12 protein-coding genes and 2 tRNA genes are annotated in these 17,811 nt (G+C 67.3%); 9 read left to right on the top strand and 5 right to left on the bottom strand.

Annotated features, from left to right (window positions below; translation table 11 throughout):
* Positions 1 to 16 precede the first annotated feature (16 nt).
* Both DVW87_RS07785 and DVW87_RS07780 read left to right on the top strand, forming a co-directional pair.
* Entirely contained in the window at positions 17 to 1,111 is a 1,095-nt protein-coding gene (locus DVW87_RS07785; RefSeq protein ID WP_114687242.1) for a branched-chain amino acid aminotransferase, read from the top strand.
* A 47-nt stretch (positions 1,112 to 1,158) separates the two neighbouring features.
* Positions 1,159 to 1,233: transfer RNA gene (locus DVW87_RS07780), tRNA-Gln, on the top strand.
* Positions 1,234 to 1,243: 10 nt separating this feature from the next.
* Here the strand turns inward: DVW87_RS07780 and DVW87_RS07775 are convergent.
* Positions 1,244 to 2,785, bottom strand: coding sequence for a cation:proton antiporter (locus tag DVW87_RS07775; protein ID WP_114687241.1), 1,542 nt, complete (start codon positions 2,783 to 2,785; stop codon positions 1,244 to 1,246).
* A gap of 64 nt (positions 2,786 to 2,849) precedes the next feature.
* Here DVW87_RS07775 and treF point away from each other — a divergent pair, with 64 nt between their 5' ends.
* From treF to DVW87_RS07760, 3 genes are read left to right on the top strand one after another with little or no spacing between them, the layout of a single operon-like run.
* Positions 2,850 to 4,478: an alpha,alpha-trehalase TreF gene (treF, locus tag DVW87_RS07770; protein ID WP_114687240.1), complete on the top strand. Its 1,629-nt coding sequence runs from the start codon at positions 2,850 to 2,852 to the stop codon at positions 4,476 to 4,478.
* 28 nt (positions 4,479 to 4,506) lie between these two features.
* Positions 4,507 to 5,955, top strand: a complete 1,449-nt coding sequence (locus DVW87_RS07765; RefSeq protein WP_181814842.1) for an amino acid permease — start codon at positions 4,507 to 4,509, stop codon at positions 5,953 to 5,955.
* A gap of 27 nt (positions 5,956 to 5,982) precedes the next feature.
* On the top strand, positions 5,983 to 6,810 hold the full coding sequence (locus DVW87_RS07760) for a hypothetical protein (protein WP_147276232.1): 828 nt from the start codon (positions 5,983 to 5,985) through the stop codon (positions 6,808 to 6,810).
* 108 nt (positions 6,811 to 6,918) lie between these two features.
* On the opposite strand, the gene acnA is transcribed toward DVW87_RS07760, so the two are convergent.
* Complete coding sequence (acnA, locus tag DVW87_RS07755; protein ID WP_114687237.1) at positions 6,919 to 9,591, bottom strand: aconitate hydratase AcnA; 2,673 nt, start codon at positions 9,589 to 9,591, stop codon at positions 6,919 to 6,921.
* Positions 9,592 to 9,898: 307 nt separating this feature from the next.
* Here acnA and DVW87_RS07750 point away from each other — a divergent pair, with 307 nt between their 5' ends.
* The gene (locus DVW87_RS07750; protein ID WP_114687236.1) at positions 9,899 to 10,567 is read left to right on the top strand and encodes a response regulator transcription factor; all 669 of its coding nucleotides are present in this window, start codon (positions 9,899 to 9,901) and stop codon (positions 10,565 to 10,567) included.
* Positions 10,568 to 10,582: 15 nt separating this feature from the next.
* Here DVW87_RS07750 and DVW87_RS07745 read toward each other — a convergent pair whose 3' ends face one another.
* Genes DVW87_RS07745 through DVW87_RS07735 form a run of 3 tightly spaced genes read right to left on the bottom strand, consistent with a single transcriptional unit; the run spans position 10,583 to position 14,633 of the window.
* The gene (locus DVW87_RS07745; RefSeq protein WP_181814769.1) at positions 10,583 to 11,179 is read right to left on the bottom strand and encodes a methyltransferase family protein; all 597 of its coding nucleotides are present in this window, start codon (positions 11,177 to 11,179) and stop codon (positions 10,583 to 10,585) included.
* Positions 11,180 to 11,187: 8 nt separating this feature from the next.
* Entirely contained in the window at positions 11,188 to 12,918 is a 1,731-nt protein-coding gene (locus tag DVW87_RS07740) for a M1 family metallopeptidase (protein WP_239017885.1), read from the bottom strand.
* A complete protein-coding gene (locus tag DVW87_RS07735; RefSeq protein ID WP_114687234.1) occupies positions 12,918 to 14,633 on the bottom strand; it encodes a M1 family metallopeptidase in 1,716 nt (571 codons plus the stop codon). The genes DVW87_RS07740 and DVW87_RS07735 overlap by 1 nt, the downstream gene beginning before the upstream one ends.
* 167 nt (positions 14,634 to 14,800) lie before the next feature.
* Here DVW87_RS07735 and lon point away from each other — a divergent pair, with 167 nt between their 5' ends.
* The 3 genes from lon to DVW87_RS07720 all read left to right on the top strand — a co-directional run bounded on the left by lon (position 14,801) and on the right by DVW87_RS07720 (position 17,790).
* Positions 14,801 to 17,200 (top strand): endopeptidase La, encoded by a 2,400-nt coding sequence (gene lon, locus DVW87_RS07730; protein ID WP_114687233.1) that lies wholly within the window; start codon positions 14,801 to 14,803, stop codon positions 17,198 to 17,200.
* A 158-nt stretch (positions 17,201 to 17,358) separates the two neighbouring features.
* Positions 17,359 to 17,631 carry an HU family DNA-binding protein gene (locus DVW87_RS07725; RefSeq protein WP_114687232.1) on the top strand — a complete coding sequence of 91 codons (273 nt, stop codon included), beginning with the start codon at positions 17,359 to 17,361 and terminating at the stop codon, positions 17,629 to 17,631.
* An 84-nt stretch (positions 17,632 to 17,715) separates the two neighbouring features.
* Positions 17,716 to 17,790, top strand: a tRNA-Val gene (locus DVW87_RS07720).
* Positions 17,791 to 17,811 lie beyond the last annotated feature (21 nt).

Genomic DNA, 17,811 nt, shown 5'->3' with positions numbered 1-17,811 from the left:
TCCCACGAGAGAAACGATGAACGCCGATCCGCAGCTCTTCGCGCTTGAGCCGACCGCCACGCCTTTGCCCGCCAGCGAGCGGCAGGCCCGGCTCGTGGATCCGGGTTTTGGCCGGGTGTTCACCGATCACATGGCGGTGGCGCGCTGGAGCGACGAGCGCGGGTGGCACGATGCCAGGATCACTGCGCGCACGACGCTGACGGTGGATCCGGCCTCGTCGGTGCTGCACTATGCGCAGGAGATCTTCGAAGGCCTGAAGGCGTATCGTCAGCCGGATGGCAGTGCCGCGCTGTTCCGCGCGGAGCAGAACGCGCGCCGCTTCAACCGTTCGGCGCAGCGGCTCGCGATGCCCGAGCTGCCGGAGGAGTTGTTCGTCGAATCCTGCCGCGCGCTGGTTCGCGCCGATCGCGACTGGATCCCGGAAAGCGAAGGCGGCGCGCTTTATCTACGCCCGTTCATGTTCGCGAGCGAGGTGTTCCTGGGGGTGAAGCCGTCCAGCGAGTATCTATACATGGTCATCGCCTCGTCCGTTGGCAATTACTTCAAGGGCGGCGCGCCGGCAGTGTCGCTGTGGGTGAGCCAGGAATATACGCGCGCGGCGCCGGGCGGCACCGGCGCGGCCAAATGCGGCGGCAACTATGCGGCGAGCCTGCTCGCCCAGTCCGAGGCGATCCGCCACGGCTGCGACCAGGTGGTGTTCCTGGATGCGGTGGAGCGTCGCTGGATCGAGGAACTGGGCGGCATGAACGTCTTCTTCGTGTTCGCGGACGGCTCGGTGTCGACCCCGCCGACGAGCGGCACGATCCTGGCCGGCATCACCCGCGACTCGATCCTCCGGCTGCTGCGCGACGAGGGCGTTGCCGTGCGCGAGGAGCCCTATGCCTTCGACCAGTGGCGCGACGATGCGCAAAGCGGGCGCCTTGCCGAGAGCTTTGCCTGCGGCACTGCTGCCGTCGTGACGCCGATCGGCACCGTCAACAGCCCGGAAGGCAGCTTCACCATCGGTTCCGGTGGTGCGGGGCCGCTGACCGGCCGCATCAAGCAGCGGTTGACCGACATCCAGTTCGGCCGCGCGCCCGATCCGCACGGCTGGCGCCAGCCACTGGACTGAGCGGGCTTTTCTTTCGCGCGCGGCGGCGATAGAGCCGCGCGTTCTGCTGGGGCGTCGCCAAGTGGTAAGGCAGCGGCTTTTGGTGCCGCCATTCGCAGGTTCGAATCCTGCCGCCCCAGCCAGTCTCGACCGTCAGTTCTCCTCGATGCGGCGGTCCTGCGCGTCCATCAGCGACAGTTCGCGCCAGTCGAGTTCCTCCTGCAACTGCTCGTACGTGTCCTCGCCGATCGCGTGGCGATGGCGCAGCTCCTCCAGCTGGCGCCGTTGCGCGCGAACGGCATCGCGGCCGAGCGCGCGAAAGCGTTGCCGGGCTTCGCGATCCTCCTGCCTGTCGAGCGCCGCTCCCTCGGCGGCATAGAAGCGGCGCAGCGTTTCCGCCTGCTCGCCCTGCGCGGGCTGCAATGCGGATCGCGCGGCGGCGACGAGCGCATGGCGCGCTTCGCCCATTTCACGATCGCGGTCCTCGGCCTGGTCCAGCCGGAGCCAGCGGATCAGCGGCGCAAGGGTGATCCCTTGCAGGACCAGGGTGGCCAGAACGACGGCAAAGGCGGTGAGCACGATCAGGTCGCGCTGGGGGAAGTCCTGCGGCAAGGCAAACGCGGTGGCCACCGTCACCAGCCCGCGCATGCCGCTCCAGCCGACAAGGAAACCCTGCGCGAGGGAAGAGGGCTCGTAGTCGCCGCGCAGGACGGCGAAGCGGGCGGACAGGCGATTATAGGCCATCACCCAGGCAAGCCGCACGACGATCACGGTCGGGACGATCATGGCCGCGAAGCTCGCCGCGTTCCACAGGCGTGAGGGCGGCATGGCAAAGACGATGACCTTCGCCTGCAAACCCATCAGCAGGAAGGCGAGCACGTTGAGGAGGAACACCACCGTTTCCCAGACCGCATAGGAATGCACGCGGTCGCGCGGGTTCGCTTGCTCCGGCTGTCGCCAGGCGATCGCCATCCCGAACGCCACCACGCAGAGCACCCCGGAGAGGTGAAGGCGCTCGGCAAGGATCCAGACCCAGAAGGTATTGACGAACTGAAGGAGGTTGCCGCCCAGAGTTCCGGCAACATAGCGGCTGAGCGGGCGGTAGATCAGCGCAAGGCCGAGCCCGAGCAGAATGCCGCCCGGCGCCGCCAGCCCGAGTTCCAGCGCGATCCTGCCGTCGATCGTGCCATGGCCCTGCACCTCCACGGCGGCCGTGAACAGCAGCAGCGCCATGGCATCGTTCATCAGGCTTTCGCCCTTCAGCACCGCGGTGGTTCGGTGCGGCAGGGAGAGGTTGGCGATCACCGCCGTCGCGGCTGCCGCATCGGGCGGGGCGACCACTGCGCCCAGGGCGAGGGCTGCGGCAAAGGGTAGCCCGGCGACGGCCCAGCCGAGCACAGCCACGCAGCCCGCCGTCAAGGCGGTCGCGAGCACCGCGAGCGCGAACAACGGCCGCCACAGGTGCGCCACGGCGCTGGCGGGGAAATCGAAGGCGGCGTCCAGCAGGATGGGCGCGATGAACAGCGCCAGCGCGGTCTGCGGATCGATGGCAATGGTCGGTACGCCCGGCACCAGCGCCACGGCGACGCCGGCCGCCGCAAGCATCGCCGGATAGGGCAGCGACAGCCGGCGCGAAACCTGAAGCAGCACAATGGCCACCAGCAGCAGCGCGAGAAGGGTTTCGAAGAAACTCACCCGCGGCACCTTAGGAGAGGCCGGCGCGTTCCCCAAGAGGATGCGGGCCAGAGGAGAATGGCGGATGTGGCGATGGACGGCGGCGGTGGCATGGCCGGGCCTGCTTGCGGCCGATCTGCCGCCCCGGGAGCTGCCCCCTTCCGAGCGCTTCCCCGGCCTGTTCGCCGCCGTGCAGGAGCGCGCGCTGTTTCCCGATTCGAAGACCTTTGCCGATGCGGTGCCGCGGGGGCCGGCGGCAAGGATCCTTGCCGAGTGGCGCGGGCGTAGCTGGTCCGATCAAGGCCTGCGCGCCTTCGTGCTGGCGAACTTCGACGTGCCGCAATCCGTGTCCGCCCCGCCTCCGGAACTTCGTCGCCTGCCTCTACCACAACATATCGCCGCCTTGTGGCCGCAGCTGACGCGCCGGGTGACGGAGGTGCCGGACGGCGGCACGGCCCTGCCGCTCCCGAAGCCGTTCGTCGTTCCGGGCGGGCGATTCCGGGAGCTCTATTACTGGGACAGCTACTTCACCATGCTCGGCCTCAGGCGCGACGGCCGGCAGGACATGGTGGAGGCGATGATCGACGACTTCGCCAGCCTGATTGATCGCTATGGCCGCATCCCGAACGGCACGCGCAGCTATTATCTCAGTCGCTCGCAACCACCCGTCTTCTACCTGATGGTGCAGCTTTCGTCCGATCGCACGGCCCTGAAGCGGCGCAATGACGGGTTGCGTGCGGAACATCGGTTCTGGATGGCGGGCGAGGCCGGGATGCCGGTGGGCGGTGCGAGCCGGCGGGTCGTGCGCCTGCCTGACGGCGCGGTGCTGAACCGCTATTGGGACGATCGGCCGGCGCCGCGCGACGAGAGCTGGCGGGAGGATGTCGCGCTCGCTCGCGCCACCCCGCAGCGCGCGGCACCGGAGTTGTGGCGCGACCTGCGCGCGGCGGCGGAAAGCGGCTGGGATTTCTCCTCGCGGTGGCTGGGAGACGGGCGCACGCTCGGCACGATCCGCACGACCCGTTTTCTGCCGGTGGACCTCAACAGCCTGATGTTCGGGATGGAGCAGGCGATCGCCGCCAATTGCCGGACGTTGGCGGACGATCCGTGCGTGCGCGAGTTCCGGGCGCGGGCTGCCGCCCGGCAACGCGCCATCGGGCGCTACCTGTGGAGTCCTGCCGGCTTCTACGCGGACTATGACATCGACGCCCGGCAACCTTCGGCGGCGCGGACCGCCGCCATGGCCTTTCCGCTGTTCGTGGGCGCAGCGGACCCGGCGCGGGCAAAGGCCACGGCCGCCGCCATGAAGCCGCTGATCGGGACGGGCGGGCTTGCGACAACGATGGAGCGGACCGGGCAGCAATGGGATGCCCCGAACGGCTGGGCGCCGTTGCAGTGGGTGGCGGTGGAGGGGCTCGGCCGCTACCGGATGGCCAAACCCGCAGCGCGGATCGCCACGGCATGGCTGTCCACCGTCTCGCGCGAATATTGCGCAAGCGGGCGCTTGCTGGAGAAATATGACGTGGTCGAACGCCGCGCGGGCGGCGGTGGCGAATATGCCACGCAGGACGGGTTCGGCTGGACCAATGGCGTGGCGAGAAGCTTCATGGATCGCTGGCCCGGTGCGGTGCAGCGCTGCGCCGCCCCCGACCGGACCGCCCTGGTTTCCAGCCGACGCGGCGCGCCCTTCCCAACGGGGCGTCCCTTCCGGTAGGAACGTGCCCGCACAAGGGAGGGCACGCGTGAACAAGGGATTGCTGAGGCGCAAGACGATCGAGGCGCAGCCGGCGGGCCAACAACTGGCGCGCACTCTCGGCTGGCCGCATCTCGTCGCCCTGGGCGTGGGCGCGATCGTCGGCACCGGCATCCTCACCCTGATCGGCGTCGGCGCGGATCGTGCCGGGCCCGCGGTGCTGCTGAGCTTCGTGGTGGCCGGCGCGATCTGCGTCTGCGCCGCGCTCTGCTATGCCGAGATGGCGACCAGCATTCCGGCCTCGGGCAGCGCCTATACCTATAGCTACGCCGTGCTGGGCGAAGTGATCGCCTGGGTCGTGGGCTGGTCGCTGATCCTCGAATATTCGCTGGTGGTGGCCACCGTGGCCGTCGGCTGGTCCGGCTATGCCACCGGCTTCCTGAAAGGCATGGGCATCGTCCTTCCCGATGCGCTGACCCATGGGCCGGTGCTCGCCGGGCGCGCGTGCACCGGGGCGGTGCGCGAGGCCGCGTTCGGGATCAACCTGCCGGCGGTGTTCATCATCGCGGTGGTGGCCGGGCTGCTGTCCCTGGGCACGCGGGAAAGCGCGCGTATCAACTCGGCGCTGGTGGTGCTGAAGATCGTGACTTTGGTGCTGTTCGTCGCGGTGGCGCTGCCGCATTTCGACGCCGCCAACCTCCACCCGTTCGCGCCGTTCGGCTATGGCAGCGGCAACCTGCATTGCGATCCGAACTCGGGCGCGGTGGTGAAGAGCGGGGTGATGGCCGCGGCGGCGATCATCTTCTTCGCCTTCTATGGCTTTGACGCGATCTCGACGGCGGCCGAAGAAGTGAAGCGGCCGGAGCGCGACCTTGCGATCGGCATCGTCGGGTCGATGGTGGCATGCACGGTGATCTACATGGTGGTGGCCGCCGCGGCGATCGGCGCCCTGCATTTCAGCCGCTTTTCCAACAGCACCGAGCCGCTGGCCCTGATCCTGCGCGAGATCGGGCAAGGAAGTGTGGCGACGATCGTCGCCGCTGCCGCCGCAATCGCGCTGCCGACGGTGATCCTGGGCTTCCTGTACGGCCAGAGCCGCATCTTCCTGGTCATGGCGCGCGACGGCTTCCTGCCGCCGGCGCTGACGCGGCTGTCGAAGCGGGGAACGCCCGCGCGGATCACCGCGGTGACGGCGGTGCTCGTCTCCGTCCTGGCCGCGGTCACGCCGCTGGACGTCATCGCCAGCCTGGCCAATGCCGGCACGCTGTGCGCGTTCGTGGCGGTGGCGGCCTGTGTCCTGGTGTCGCGTCGGCGCGAGCCCGGGGCGCACCGGCCGTTCCGCACGCCGCTTGCCTGGCTGGTGGCGCCGCTTGCCATCGTCGGCTGCCTGTACCTCTTCACGAGCCTGCAGGCGGTGACCCAGATCGCCTTCTTCGCGTGGAATGCGATCGGACTGGCGGTGTACTTCCTCTACGCCCGCGGCCGGGCACGGGTCTGAGCGCCGCCGACCGGAAGAGGGACCGGCATGCGTCTGGCGGCCTGCGCGGCATCGATGCTCGTCGGTATGTCGGTCGCGGCGGCCGCTCTGGCACCTGCGCAGGAGACGGCCGCCCCGGCCGAGGATGTCGTGGTCATCGGCAGGCAGTTGCGGACGGTGAAGATCACCTTCTACGCTCAGGGATCGCACCTGCGCCGTTGTGATGTGACCGCATCGAGCGGGGTGCCGCTGGTGGATCGCACCATGTGTGCACTGGTGCGCTCCTGCCTCGCCGCCGGCGAGACCGGCCGCGAGCGCGCGATGCGCTGCGTGAACAACCGGATCGCTACGCTGGAAAGCGGAGAAGGTGCCGACCCGGAAAGCTTGTTCGACGTTCCCGAACCCCCTGCGGCTCCGGGCGGCGCTCGTGCCGCGGTGGAGGCGGAGAAGGACGACGTGGTGGTCACCGCGCGCAGAAGCGTATTGCGTGCCGGATTGTGGTCTTTCACGGAGATCAGCTGGGGGCAAGGCTATGGCCAGAAGCCGGCCGGCCCCTACGGCCAGAAGTGGAAGCGGTGCATCCCGCCAAACCAAAGCGATGCAGGCTTCTCCCGCGCGCTGGAGCCCCAGCGGGCGTTCGGCGCGAACGTTCTGCTGCCCAAGGAATGCAACTGGCAGGTGAAGGCCGGAAACGGCCAGGTGAGCGGCCGGCAACGCTGCGGGTGGGGTGACGGGTATCGCACCGGCGAATTGCAGGGCAGCTATACCAGGGACCGCCTGGAGGTGAGCAAGCAGCGGCATTGGCGCGATCTCGGCAGTGCCAGGCGGGGCGACGCCACCTATGAGATCGCCGCAATCCGTGAAGGCGATTGCTGAACACGGCACTTCGGCTGCCCGGTGGCTACCTACCGGCGTCCAGACAAAAACAAGGCCGGCCCCGCTTGTTAGCGGAGCCGGCCTGTCTGTCAGCAACGATGCCGGAGCTTACGCGGCAAGCTTGCGCAGCACGTACTGCAGGATGCCGCCGTTCAGGAAATATTCCAGCTCGTTGACGGTATCGATCCGGCAACGGGTCTTGAACGTCTCGCTGGAGCCATCGGCGCGGGTGAGCTTCACTTCCACTTCCTGGCGCGGGCGCAGGCCGGCCACATTGGTGATGGTGAAGGTCTCCGAACCGTCCAGGCCCAGCGTCTGGCGGGTCACGCCGTCGGCGAACTGGAGCGGCAGCACGCCCATGCCGACGAGGTTGGAGCGGTGGATGCGCTCGAAGCTCTCGGTGATGACAGCGCGCACGCCGAGCAGGTTGGTGCCCTTCGCCGCCCAGTCGCGCGAGGAACCGGTGCCGTATTCCTTGCCGGCGACCACGACCAGCGGCGTGCCCTCGGCCTTGTAGGCCATGGCAGCGTCGTAGATCGGCATGATCTCGCCATTGTACTTCGACATGCCGCCTTCGACGCCCGGCACCATCTCGTTCTTGATGCGGATGTTGGCGAAGGTGCCGCGCATCATCACTTCATGGTTGCCGCGGCGCGCGCCGTAGCTGTTGAAGTCGGCCCGGCTGACCTGATGCTCCTGCAGATACTTGCCGGCCGGGCTGTCCGCCTTGATCGAGCCCGCCGGGCTGATGTGGTCGGTGGTGATCGAGTCGCCCAGGATCGCTAGCGGGCGGGCATCGATGATGTCCGTCACCGGGTTCGGCGTCATGGTCATGCCCTCGAAATAGGGCGGGTTGGCGACATAGGTGGAGCCGGCGCGCCAGGTGTAGGTATCCGAGCCCGCGACGTCGATCGCCGACCACTTCTCGTCACCGGCATAGACGTTGCCGTAGCGCGAGCGGAACATGTCGTCGTCGATGTTGGCGGCCATGAGGTCCGCGACCTCCTGGTTGGTCGGCCAGATGTCGCGCAGGAACACGTCCTGGCCGTCAGAACCGGTGCCGATCGGCGTCTCGACCATGTCGGTGGTGACGGTGCCCTTCAGAGCATAGGCCACCACCAGCGGCGGCGAGGCGAGGAAGTTCGCGCGCACGTCCGGCGAGACGCGGCCCTCGAAGTTGCGGTTGCCCGACAGGACCGAGGCGGCGACGATGTCGTTGGCGTTGATCGCCTCCGAGATCGGCGCGGCGAGCGGCCCGGAATTGCCGATGCAGGTGGTGCAGCCATAGCCGACGAGGTTGAAGCCGATGGCATCGAGATCCTCGGTGAGGCCGGCCTTGTTGAGATAATCGGTGACGACCTGCGAACCGGGAGCCAGCGAGGTCTTCACCCACGGCTTGGGCGACAGGCCCCGCTCACGCGCCTTGCGGGCGACGAGGCCGGCGGCGACGAGCACGGAGGGGTTGGAGGTGTTGGTGCAGGAGGTGATCGCCGCGATCACCACGTCACCGTCGCCGATGTCATGGTCGCGGCCGGCAACGGCGGCGCGCTCGGCGCCTTCCTTCTGGTAGATCTTGGTGAGGTCGCCGTTGAACACCTCGTCCACCTTGGTGAGCGAGACCTTGTCCTGCGGCCGCTTCGGGCCGGCGAGCGACGGCACCACCGTCGACATGTCGAGTTCCAGCGTGTCGGTGAACACGGGATCGACCGCGTCCTCCTCGCGCCAGAAGCCGTTGGCCTTGGCATACGCCTCGACCAGCGCGATGTCCTCGTCAGGACGCGCGGTGAGACGGAGATATTCCATCGTCTTGTCGTCGATCGGGAAGAAGCCGCAGGTGGCGCCATATTCCGGCGCCATGTTGGCGATGGTCGCACGGTCGGCGAGCGTCATGGAGGACAGGCCGGGGCCGTAGAACTCCACGAAACGGCCGACCACGCCCTTGGCGCGCAGCATCTGCGTGACGGTGAGCACCAGATCGGTGGCGGTGATGCCCTCCTTGAGCGCGCCCGTCAGCTTGAAGCCGACGACCTCGGGGATGAGCATCGACACCGGCTGGCCGAGCATCGCGGCCTCCGCCTCGATGCCGCCCACGCCCCAGCCGAGCACGCCCATGCCGTTGACCATGGTGGTGTGGCTGTCCGTGCCGACCAGCGTGTCCGGATAGGCGATCGCCCTGCCGTCAGGACCTTCCGACGACCACACGCCGCGGCCGATATATTCCAGGTTCACCTGGTGGCAGATGCCGGTGCCCGGCGGCACGACCTTGAAGTTGTCGAGCGCCTTGCTGCCCCATTTCAGGAACTCGTAGCGCTCCGAATTGCGCTGATATTCCAGGTCCACATTGTCCTGGAACGCCTTGGGCGTGCCGAACTCGTCCACCATCACCGAGTGATCGATGACGAGGTGCACGGGGACGAGCGGGTTGATCTTGGCCGCATCGCCGCCGAGCTTGGTGATGGCGTCGCGCATCGCGGCGAGATCCACCACGCAGGGCACGCCGGTGAAATCCTGCATCAGCACGCGCGCCGGGCGATACTGGATCTCGCGATCCGAGCGACGCTCCTGCTGCCAGTCGACGATCGCCTGGATGTCGTCGGCGGTGACGGTGACGCCGTCCTCGAAACGCAGCATGTTCTCCAGCAGCACGCGCATGGAAAAGGGCAGCCGCGAGATGTCGCCATACTTTTCCGCCGCCTTGGCGAGCGAGAAATAGTCGAACGACTTGCCGCCCGCGGTAAGCGTCGCGCGCGCGTTCAAGGTGTCCTGTCCGATGGCGGTCATATCTGTCCTTCCCTGGGAGGCCCGAGAAGCGCCGTCGCGGGGAGGCGGCGGAAAGCCGCGCGGGAAGACGCCTGGCGGACCCCCGACGTTGCGAAAATACGAGAGTCGAGGGGGCCTGTAGCAAGGGGTTGGCGGTGGGGGAAGGGCTGGCGCGGGCAAGTGGATGAAGAGACACGTTTTGCTGCGCGCTGCCCGCTGCGGCGAACGTGGCGGGGCTTGCCAAGCCTGGCGCGATCGCCAAAGCGCTCCCGGCCGCCAGCGGCGGGGCGGTGGCTCGGGGCAGGGCGGAGGCGAAAAGGAAGGCTTGATGGCGCGGGTGCTGATCGTCGATGACGAACCCTCGATCCGGCGACTGCTTCGCCAGACGCTGGAACGCGCCCGATACGAGGTGATCGAGGCGGGCGACGCGCGGCAGGCGCTGGCGGCGATGGAACAGGACCGGCCCGATGCGGTGCTCCTCGACCTGGGGCTGCCCGGACGCGATGGCCTGGAACTGGTGCCCGTGATTGCGCGCAAGCCGGCGGTCGCCCTGTTGATCGTTTCGGCCCGGGACCGCACGGACGACAAGGTGGCGGCGCTGGACCTGGGGGCCGACGATTATGTAACCAAGCCGTTCGACAGCGAGGAGTTGCTTGCCCGGCTGCGCGTGGCATTGCGCCGCCGCGACGGCAGCACGGCAACGATCGTGCAGTCCGGCGGGGTCGCGATCGACCTGACCACCCATGCCGTCCGCCGCGATGGCGAGGACGTGCACCTCACGCGCAAGGAATACGAGGTGCTGGCCCTGCTGGCGGAACATGCCGGCCGCGTCGTCACGCACCGGCACATCCTGCAACGGGTTTGGGGCGGACACGACCCGCGCATCGAATATCTGCGGATCGTCGTCCGCAACCTGCGCCAGAAGCTGGAGTCGCCCGGCGCGATCGGCAGCCTGATCGGCAACGAGCAGGGGATCGGCTACCGCCTGCGGGTCTGAGCCACGCCCCGCTGCTCAGAACCAGCCGGGAACGAAGCGCTTCACCCTGCCGGCATAGAGATCGTAGGCGCCGCCGAATTGCGCTCGCAGCAGCCGTTCCTCGTGCCGCACCCGCAGGAGCGTGCCGATGCAATAAAGCGGCACGCCGATGGCCAGCGCGCGCTCATGCCCATAGGCAAGGGCGAAAGCCGGGAGCAGCAGAAACAACGCGACGTAGATCGGGTGGCGGACATGGGCGAAGGGACCGCACTGGACCAACTGGTGGTCGGTGCGGGTCCGCGCCACGATGCTCCAGTTCCGTCCCATGGCGCGAGAGGCGGCATGGAAAAGACCCGTCGCGCCCAGCATCAGCAGCAGAACCGTCCCCGCCCGAAGCAGGGAAGGCCCGGACAGCGGGTCCAGCCCCACCCGGACGGGGCCGATCGCGACCGTGCCGATTGCCATCGCCTGCAGCGCGATCCCCGCCCACGAGCGATTGCTCCGGCGTGCCTCCATGGCCGTCGGGCCGCCAAGGGCGCGCCGGCGGGCCGCGAACAGCGCGAGCAGGAAGAGGAAAAAGCCGAGCGCCAGGGCCGCAAGCCCGGGCAGGCCGACGGGCGCCGGGCGGAACACCCGCGCGCCTATTGCCGCCCTGCGGTCCGGCGGGCCATCTGCTCGGCGCGCCACTGCTGCGACGCCTCGTTCGCCAGCGAACGCTTCAGGATCTTGCCGGCTGGATCAAGGAGCACGTGCGCCCCCGGCGCCACGGCCAGGCTGTCCTTGCCGCCGGTCATCGCCAGCGTCGTGACCTTGCCGTCCACCGACACCTCCACGGGCATGGGGAACGGCAGGTTGGCGGGCGTCTTCCACGCCAGCGACAGCGTGCCGCCGCTACGCGTCTGCGTGAGTTCCGGCAACGCCGCCTGGCGGAGGTACACGTCGAAGAACCAGCGATAGTCGCGCCCGGTCACCTGCCGCACGAAGCCTTCATATTCCGCGGTGGAGCCGAAACGCGGCGCGAAGTTGCCCGGCTTGGGATCGGCACGGCCGTAAACGGCCAGCCGGGTGATATCGAGGAAGGCCTGATCGCCGACAAGGTTGCGGAAGGTGTGCATCACCCACGATCCCTTGTTGTAGATGTCCTGCCCCGGTCCGCCGAGTTCGAGCTCGTAGACCTCTTCCTCGGTGCGTACCTTGCCGGAGACGATCGGCTGCTTGTTCATGATGGCCTCGCGCTGGCTGGCCATCATCGCGTCATAGCGCATGGTGCCTTCGCGCCAAAGGCCGTAGAACGGCTGCATGTACTGGCCATAGCCTTCGTGCAGCCAGTAATCGTCCCAGTTGGCGGCGGTGAGCTGGTTGCCGAAATATTCGTGGCTGAATTCGTGCTGAAACAGCCAGTCGAAGCCTTCCGGCGCCTTGGCATATTCGTTGCCGTAGGCGTTGATCGTCTGGTGCTCCATGCCCTTGTGCGGGGTTTCCACCACGCCGAGCTTCTCGTCGCCAAAGGGATAGGGGCCGATCTGGGTTTCGAAGAAGTCGAGCGTCGGCGCGAACTCCGCGAACAGGGCCTCCGCCTTCTCCTTTTCGCCCGGCAGATACCAGTAGAACATCGGGATCGTGTTGCCGAAGCGGCTCTTGTACGTCCCGCTGATCTCTTCATACGGGCCGACGTTCAGCGCGATGCCGTAGGTGTTGGGCTGGCGGATCGACCAGTTCCAGGTGGTGCGCCCGTCCGGAAGCGTATCGACGCCCAGCAGCTTGCCGTTGGAGGGCGCCTTCAGCCCCTTGGGCACGGTGATGTGCAGGGTCACGCGGCCGGGCTCCCCGGTCGGGAAATCGAGGCAGGGCCAGAACAGGTCGCAGCCATAGCCCTCGGCCGTGGTGGCGAACCAGGTGCGGCCGTCCGGCGTCTTGGACCAGACCATTCCGTCGTCCCAGGGCGCGCGCACCGCGACATGCGGCTGCCCGCCATAGGTGATGGTGGCGATGACCTTCTGCCCGGCCGCGACCGGCCGCGGCAGGTCGACCGTGAGCTGACCGTCCGGATCGCGAAAGGCGGTGCGGGGCAGGGGCTTGCCGTCGATCGCCACGGCGGACGGGGCGATATTCTTGTCGAGGTCGATCACCAGCCGCGTGAGCCGCGCCTTTGCAGTGAAGGCGAGCGTGGCGATGCCGTTCAGCACCTGCCGCTCGGGCAGCACCTCGAACTTCAGGTCGGCGCTGTCGAATTGCAGCTTCGCCTGATCAGGGTTGATGGGCCCGCCCGAGCGCTGGGTCTGCTTGCTGATCGCCGGCTCGCCCTTTTTCGGCAGGGTCTGCGCAGTGGCCGACGCCGCAAGCGCCGCGGTGGCGAGAAGCGCGGCGCGGATCACTTGGCCGCTCCCATCTGCGATGCACGCCATGCCTGGAACGCATCGACCTGATCGGACTGGCGCAGGATCTTCATGCTGGGATCGAGCACCACATGCGCGGTTGGCGCCACGGCCAGCGTGTCCTTGCCCCCGGTCATCGCCAAGGTGGTCACCTTCCCGTCGACGGAGACCTCCACCGGCATGGGGAAGGGCTTGTTCCTGGGCGTCTTCCACTGCAGCGTCAGCGTGCCGCCGGTGCGGGTCTGGACGAGTTGCGGCAGCGCCGCCTCGTAGAGGTAGACGTCGAAGAACCACTGATAGTTGCGGCCCGTCACCTGGTTCACATAGGCGATGTATTCGGGCGTGGTGCGATAGATCGGCTGAAAATTGCCCGGCTTCGGATCGTCGCGGCCATAGATGGCGAGGCGCAACGACTTGAAGAACGCCTCGTCGCCGATCAGCCCGCGCAGGGTGTGGAGTGTCCACGAACCCTTCTGGTAGATGTCGCCGCCGCGGCCGCCCTTGTCATTGTAGACGTCCTCGGCCGATTGCGGCTTGCCCATCACGATCGGCGTCTCGTTGCGGATGCCCGGACGTCCCGCCAGCATCATCGAGATGTAGCGTGCGTCACCTTCGCGCCACTGGCCGTAGAGCGGCTGCATGTAGCTGCCGGGGCCCTCGTGCAGCCAGAAATCGTCCCAATTGCTGGCGGTCAGCTGGTTGCCGAAAAACTCGTGCGCGAATTCATGCTGGAACAGGTCGTCAAAGCCGTTCGGCGTCTTGGCGTAATTGTTGCCGTACGCATTGATCGTCATGTGCTCCATGCCCTTGTGCGGCGTTTCCACCACACCGAGCTTCTGGTCGCCGAAGGGATAGGGGCCGATCATGGATTCGAAGAAGTCGAGCGTCGGCGCGAACTCGGCGAACAGCCCTTCCGCCTGCGCCTTCTCGCCAGGCAGATACCAATAGTACATCGGGATCGAGTTGCCGAAGCGGCTCTTGTAGGTGCCGCTGATCTCCTCGTACGGGCCGACGTTCAGCGCCACGCCGTAGAGCGTCGGGTGCTTGACCCGCCAGTTCCAGGTGGTGCGCCCGTCCGCCAGCGTCGTCGTGCCCTGGAGCACGCCGTTGGAGATGCCCTTCACGCCCTTGGGCACGGTCAGGTGGATGTCGAGCTGCTGCGGCTCGTAGGTGGGATAGTCGATGCACGGCCAGAACAGGTCGCAGCCTTCCATCTGCACGGCTGTCGCGACCCAGGGCTGGCCGTCCTTGGTCTGGCTCCAGACAAAGCCGCCATCCCAGGGCGCACGCACCGCGACGTGCGGGGTGCCGCCATAGGTGATGGTGGCCGCCACCTTCTGGCCGGTGCCAACCGTGCGCGGCAGGGCGATGCTGGCGCGGCCCTCCGGGTTCGACCAGGCGGAACGAGGCAGGGGCTTGCCGTCGATGGACACCGCCGAGATCGGCAGGTTGCGATCGAGGTCGATCACCAGCCGCTTGACCGGAGCGAGCGCGGTGAAGTTCAGCACCGCCTTGCCCGCGATCGACTGCGTCGCCGGCAGCACCTCGATCGACAGATCACCGGTGTCGAAGCGGACCTTCTTCTGGTCCGGGTCGAGGGGGCCGCCCGAGCTGGTCGTCTGCGGGGTAAGTGGGGGCATGCCCTTTTCGGGCGGTGCGGCAGCGGTCAGCGCGACGAGGCTCGCGGCGGCGAGCAGCAGGCGATTGATCATGGTCCCCCTTCTTGTTTCTGACCCGGTGTTTGGTCGCACTAGGACATCAATCGCCGCGGCTGCGCAAGAGCGGGAAGGGGGCAAAAGGTTGCGTCCGATTGATGGATCGTCCACCCTCCCCATATAGGGTGCGACAGGCGCCTGTGTTTGGCGCCACCGGAGTAAGCATGAACCAGACCTACCCTGTGCTGCCGCTGCGCGACATCGTCGTCTTCCCGCACATGATCGTGCCGCTGTTCGTCGGACGGGACAAGTCCGTGTCCGCGCTGGAAGCGGCGATGAACGCCGACAAGGAGATCTTCCTCGTCGCGCAGCTCGATCCGGCCGAGGACGATCCTGCCCGCGACGACCTGTACGAGATCGGCGTCACCGCCACCGTTCTCCAGCTGCTGAAGCTGCCGGACGGTACCGTGCGCGTGCTGGTCGAGGGCAAGCAGCGCGCCACGCTGGAGAAGCTGGAAGCGGCGGATGGCCACCTGGTCGCCGAGGTCTCGCGCGTGGACGAGGCCGATCCGGTCGGCTCCAACGAGCTGTCGGCGCTGATGCGCTCGGTCGTCGACCAGTTCGAGAACTATGCCAAGCTCAACCGCAAGCTGCCGGCCGAAACCGCCGTGCAGCTCGGCGAGATCGAGGAAGCCTCGCGGCTTGCCGATGCGATCGCGGCCAACCTGTCGATCAAGGTGTCCGACAAGCAGACGTTGCTGGTCGAGCAGGACGCCGCCAAGCGGCTGGAGATGGTGTTCGCCTTCATGGAGGGCGAGCTCGGGGTTCTGCAGGTCGAGAAGAAGATCAAGAGCCGCGTGAAGCGTCAGATGGAAAAGACGCAGCGCGAATATTACCTCAACGAGCAGCTGAAGGCGATCCAGCGCGAGCTGGGCAACAGCGACGACGAAGGCGACGGCGACGAGATCGCCGAGCTGACGCAGAAGATCGCCACGCTCAAGCTTTCCAAGGAAGCGCGCACCAAGGCGACTGCGGAGCTGAAAAAGCTGAAGACCATGGCGCCGATGAGCGCCGAGGCAACGGTGGTGCGCAACTATCTGGACGTGCTGCTGGGCCTGCCCTGGGGCAAGAAAAGCAAGATCAAGCGCGATCTGGTCGCCGCCGAGACGATCCTCAACGAGGATCATTATGCGCTGGACAAGGTGAAGGACCGCATCGTCGAGTACCTCGCGGTGCAGGCGCGCACCAACAAGCTGAAGGGGCCGATCCTGTGCCTCGTCGGCCCGCCCGGCGTGGGCAAGACGTCGCTGGGCAAGTCGATCGCTAAGGCGACCGGCCGCGAGTTTATCCGACAGTCCCTCGGCGGCGTGCGCGACGAAGCCGAGATCCGCGGGCATCGGCGCACCTATATCGGCTCGCTGCCGGGCAAGGTGGTGACGAACCTCAAAAAGGCGGGCGCCAGCAATCCGCTGTTCCTGCTCGACGAGATCGACAAGCTCGGCCAGGACTTCCGCGGCGACCCCGCCTCGGCGCTGCTCGAGGTGCTGGATCCGGAGCAGAACGCCAAGTTCAACGACCATTACCTCGAGATCGACATCGATCTGTCGGACGTGATGTTCGTGTGCACGGCCAACTCGCTGAACCTGCCGCAGCCGCTGCTCGACCGCATGGAGATCATTCGGCTTGAGGGGTATACCGAGGACGAGAAGGTCGAGATCGCCGAGCGGCATCTGATCGCCAAGCAGATCGACGCGCACGGCCTGAAGGCGGGCGAGTTCACGCTCACCACAGAAGGTCTGCGTGCGTTGGTGCAGGGCTATACCCGCGAGGCCGGCGTGCGCACGCTGGAGCGCGAGATCGCCAAGCTCGCCCGCAAGGCGCTGCGCCAGATTCTCGAAGGCAAGGTGCAGAGCGTGACGATCACGCCCGACAACCTTGCCGAGTTCGCCGGCGTGAAGAAGTTCCGGCATGGCCTGTCCGAGGAGGAGGACCAGATCGGCGCCGTTACCGGCCTCGCCTGGACCGAAGTCGGCGGCGAGTTGCTGACCATCGAGTCGGTCACCGTGCCCGGCAAGGGCGCGGCGAAGGTGACGGGCAAGCTGGGCGACGTGATGAAGGAATCGATCGAGACCGCCTTCAGCTTCATCAAGGCGCGCTCGCCCAGCTATGGCATCAAGCCGAGCATCTTCCAGCGCAAGGACGTGCACATCCACCTGCCCGAAGGCGCGACGCCCAAGGACGGGCCGTCCGCGGGCATCGGCATGGTCACCTCGATCGTCTCGACGCTCACCGGCGTGCCGGTGCGCAAGGACGTGGCGATGACCGGCGAAGTGACGCTGCGCGGCCGGGTGCTGCCGATCGGCGGCCTCAAGGAGAAGCTGCTGGCGGCGCTGCGCGGCGGCATCACCACCGTGCTGATCCCGCAGGAGAACGAGAAGGATCTGGCGGAAATTCCCGCCAACATCGTTCAGGGTCTCAAGATCGTGCCCGTGACGCATGTCGACGAGGTGCTGCGCCTGGCGCTTGCAGGGCCGCTCACGCCGATCGACTGGACGGAAGCGGACGAACTGGCGGCCACGCCGCCGGCCGGCGTGGCGGCGATCGGCGGCGAACTGCACCACTGATAACCTTTGGCGCGCAGGGCCTTAACCCAGATTGAGGCAGAGGCGGCGGGGCTGTCGGGCAATTAGCTTTTGACAGCCCTTCCGCCGCGCGCCTTTACTGACCGTCCGGCCATGGGCCGTCAGCGATTCGTATTGTACCAGAACGGGGGTTTTCCGGCATGAACAAGCAGGAGCTGATCGGCGCTGTCGCCGATACGGCAGGCATCGCCAAGGGTGACGCCGTGAAGGCCGTGGAGGCCGTGTTCGACACCATTTCCGCCGCCCTGAAGAAGGGGGACGAGGTTCGTCTCGTTGGCTTCGGCACCTTCACCGTTTCCAAGCGCAAGGCGTCCACCGGCCGCAACCCGCGCACCGGGGAGCCGATGACCATCAAGGCGTCGAGCCAGCCGAAGTTCAAGGCGGGCAAGGGACTGAAGGACTCGGTCAATTAATTGCAACCTTGGGCTGGACAGGCGGCGAACCGCCGCCTAAAGGCCCGCTTCCGGTTTCGCCCCGCACCATCGGCGCAGGGCATCGGGCGCGTAGCTCAGCGGTAGAGCACACCCTTCACACGGGTGGGGTCACAGGTTCAATCCCTGTCGCGCCCACCATGGATCGGCCCGCCAGGCGTC

The organism is Sphingomonas aracearum (genome assembly GCF_003345355.1).
Lineage (GTDB): Bacteria > Pseudomonadota > Alphaproteobacteria > Sphingomonadales > Sphingomonadaceae > Sphingomonas > Sphingomonas aracearum.
Note: the sequence above shows the minus strand (reverse complement) of the source record. Positions and strands in the feature narration are given on the sequence as shown.